The sequence below is a fragment of the Weissella kandleri genome, from assembly GCF_001438705.1.
Lineage (GTDB): Bacteria > Bacillota > Bacilli > Lactobacillales > Lactobacillaceae > Weissella > Weissella kandleri.
In genome coordinates, this window is sequence record NZ_JQBP01000008.1 from 991 (window position 1) to 4,682 (window position 3,692).

4 protein-coding genes are annotated in these 3,692 nt (G+C 38.2%); 2 read left to right on the top strand and 2 right to left on the bottom strand.

All coding sequences use genetic code 11. From position 1 onward, the window contains the following. The coding region (locus IV73_RS05980; protein ID WP_162258969.1) for a glycoside hydrolase family 73 protein at positions 1-639 on the bottom strand (639 nt) is incomplete at its 3' end. Positions 640-889: 250 nt separating this feature from the next. Then, complete coding sequence (locus IV73_RS05985) at positions 890-1,819, bottom strand: glycosyltransferase family 2 protein (protein WP_057756293.1); 930 nt, start codon at positions 1,817-1,819, stop codon at positions 890-892. Between the two features lie 187 nt (positions 1,820-2,006). Here IV73_RS05985 and IV73_RS05990 point away from each other — a divergent pair, with 187 nt between their 5' ends. After that, a complete protein-coding gene (locus tag IV73_RS05990; RefSeq protein ID WP_057756298.1) occupies positions 2,007-2,426 on the top strand; it encodes a hypothetical protein in 420 nt (139 codons plus the stop codon). A gap of 122 nt (positions 2,427-2,548) precedes the next feature. Next, positions 2,549-3,505, top strand: coding sequence for a glycosyltransferase family 2 protein (locus IV73_RS05995; protein WP_057756300.1), 957 nt, complete (start codon positions 2,549-2,551; stop codon positions 3,503-3,505). The last annotated feature ends 187 nt before the right edge of the window (positions 3,506-3,692 follow it).

Consider the following 3,692-nt stretch of genomic DNA (forward strand, 5'->3'; position numbering starts at 1 on the left):
AGTTTCATAACTAGCCGTATTGAGCAACTGGACGCGTTGCCCCACCTTATATTTAGCTTTGTATACAGGTCCGTCAACTAACTTATCGAAATTGTTGGATTGAATAATACTAATTAATTTAGTAGCGTAATTTGGATCAGTGGCATATTTGCCGTTTAAAGCATGTGCAGCCTTGGCATAAGTATCGGCATTTTCCTTCCATGCGCCTGAATAATATTTGTGGTCCCAAGATGTCCCATTACGCAATAAATTACCATTATCATTCATTGATTCCGTTGGAGAAGGATATTTTTTAAACTTAGCATCGGTATAGTATAAATTACCATTTTCATCGTATTCGGCTGTCCGCATCGTGACTGATTGACCGTTGTAGGAACCTTTGATACCAAAATAATTATTGGCTTGAATAGACAATTGGGATTGACCCCAGCCAGATTCTAAAGCCGCTTGAGCCATCATCACAGAACCCCAAACGTTATAGCATTGAGAAGCGTGTTTTACTCCCGGGGCGACACGATTGGTAAAATTAGTGACAGTATTGTTGGCACTAGATTGGTTAAGGTTTGTTACCATACCAAGTGCACTGGCTGAAATAATAATAGATGTAGATTGATAAAACCGAGAAAGTTTATTGGCCATTAAGATACTCCTTAAGTAATTTTATATACATTAAATATGTCTACACAATGGCAACCATGTAGGTGCCAGTCAGCGTTAGTAATTATAGCATTGCAGAAGGAAGAAATTAAAGGATAAATAATTTTAATTAGCGAATAAAAGTTAATTTATTTGTTGAAAATGGCGAAAAATTAAGTATCAGAAAAATTATGAAAAAATTGTGAATAATATGAATAAAAAAAGCCCCACTCATATGGAAAGCGGGGATGAATTATTTAATTTTACGGGCAAGGTAAATAGGTCGATTTTTAACTTCCAGATAAATATTAGAAATATAGCGACCGATAATTCCTAGGCTCAGAAGCTGAATCCCAGACATCATTAAGATGATGATTACCATGGAAGTCCAACCGTTAATAGCGGCATCCGGTGATAGAAAATGGCGGAAGATTAAAATTATGATAAATACTAGAGCTAACGAAAAAGAAACCAGGCCCAAGACAAAGGCAATTAATAGTGGCACCGGTGAAAAACTGATAATTCCTTCGATTGAGTAGCGGATTAATTTACGAAAAGACCATGATGAGCGACCAGCAATCCGGTCAACATTTTGGTATTCAAGGTATTTTTGTTTAAAACCAACCCAGGTAAAAATACCTTTTGAAAAGCGATTATATTCTGGCATTGCTAAGATGGCATCAACCATTTGACGGGTCATCACACGATAATCGCGGGCGCCCTCGACAATATGGGTGTCAGATATTTTATTGATTAGTTTGTAGAATAAAGCCGAAAAGAAGCTACGTATTCGCGGCTCACCATCGCGGTTGATGCGTCGGGCACTGACAGCATCCCAATCCCCAGATTCAACGCCGGTAATCATTTCTGGCAATAATTCGGGAGGATCTTGTAAGTCGACATCCATGACAGCGACTAAATCACCCGTAGCATGTTCCAATCCGGCATAAAGGGCGGCTTCTTTCCCGAAATTTCTAGAAAATTCGATATAGTGTACATTGGCATGGTTACGTTGAATTATTTCAATCGTGGCGATTGTTTGGTCAGTTGAGCCATCGTCGATGAACCAATATTCAAAAGATAATTCTTTCAGTGTAGCATGAACCTTTTCGACCGCTTCAAAAAAGATGGGAATTGTCGTTTGTTCATTAAAAACGGGGATAATAATTGATAATTTTGACATCGGAAAGCCACCTCTTTAGGCTAATATTATTTAAATTTTAGCACAATAACTTATTCTAGACAGGTTAAGATTGTAGAATTTAAGGGTAAAATAACATCTAATGGGCAAGGTTTGGATGTAAACCTTGCATTTGTTTTCTGAATCAACCATACTTAAATTAATTAATTGTGAGATGGAGTGAATGATAATGAAAAAAACCATTTGGACGGTTGTGGGTATTATAGGAATATTATTAATAGCCAGTGGCGCATACTATTTCGGACATCAACAACAAAAAACGCATGATGTAGCAAGGCAATCGCCGGCAGAAAAGCAGGTGTCTAGCAGTAATAAAAAGGCTAGTAGTTATTCCGTTGATGCGAAATTTTCAGCTGGCGGGGAAGCAGGCCAGGCGGCTGATGAGCAATCTGAACTAACAACAGCTAAGAGTGGTGCTAAAATTACGAAAGACGATATTCAAGAAGCTCGGCAACAGTTGCGCCAACAAGGCGTTAATGATGGCGACTTTTCAGATTTAGATATTGCTAAAGTAATCGATAAGGCTAACTCGGAGAGCTTAGATTTAAAACAAGCGGTCCTAGCAATTTACCCGCATTATTTTGATTAAAATTCCGATGCTTTATCAATAAAAGCTAAAAAAGATTGACGGGTTTGTGAAATGACGTGGCATAACTGCTCAATTTAAAGTAAAATAAGAATAATTAATTAAGCAAGCGGGAGGAAGTAACTGTGTCAGTTAAGGAAAAAAAGTTGGCAATTGTCTTGCCAGCATATAATGAAGAACCAGTTATTGAAAAAACGACGCAAATTCTTTTAGCACTCTTAGACAAAATGGTGCAAGAAGCATTGATTTCAGCGGATAGTTTTATTGTCTATATTGATGATGGTAGTAAAGATAAGACGTGGGCTTTAACGCAAAGTCTCCATGCTGGGGATTCGCGGGTAAAGGGGATTCACTTTAGCCGTAATTTTGGGCATCAAAACGCTTTAATTGCTGGAATGACGGAATTAACGGATACGGATGTTGATTATGTTGTGACCATTGATGCTGATTTGCAAGATGATCCTAACTCAATTGTAGAGATGGTTAAGTTAGCCAATGATGGTAAAGACTTAGTTTACGGTGTACGGAATGATCGGACTAGTGATTCGTGGTTTAAGCGTTTTTCAGCGCAATCATTCTATAAAGTAATGAATTTGTTAGGCGTTCAGACCATCCCCAATCATGCTGATTTTCGGCTAATGGATCAAAAAGTTTTGGACGTCTTTAAGCAATATGATGAGCGGGATATGTTCTTACGTGGTATTTTCCCTTCAATTGGGTTTAAATCAGCCGAAGTTTACTACGCGCGGGCTGAGCGTGAAGCTGGCGAGACCAAGTATCCTTTGCGCAAAATGTTAAAGTTTGCGACAAATGGGATTACGTCGTTCTCGGTTAAGCCTATCACGATGATTCGTAATTTAGGAATTGCTATGTTTACAGTTAGTGTCATCTTTATGATTTATGTCTTATGTCAATATTTATCAAAAAATACGACAAGTGGGTGGCCTATGCTTATGATTTCAGTTTGGTTAATTGGAGGAATTCAATTAATGGGAATTGGTGTCATTGGTGAGTATATCGGTAAAATCTTCATGGAAGTTAAGCACCGCCCCCGGTATGTTATTGAAACAAAACTGAAGTAACGAAAGAAAGTTTTCCGCGGATATGTGGAAGACTTTTTTATTTTCCACGCTTCATTGCAAAATGAAGCGTGGTTTAGCAAAAAAATAAACAAAAAAACACCCAAGCTTTTAACTTGGATGTTTTAAGTAGTGGACAGTCAGGGGCTCGAACCCTGGACCCACGGATTAAGAGTCCGTTGCTCTACCA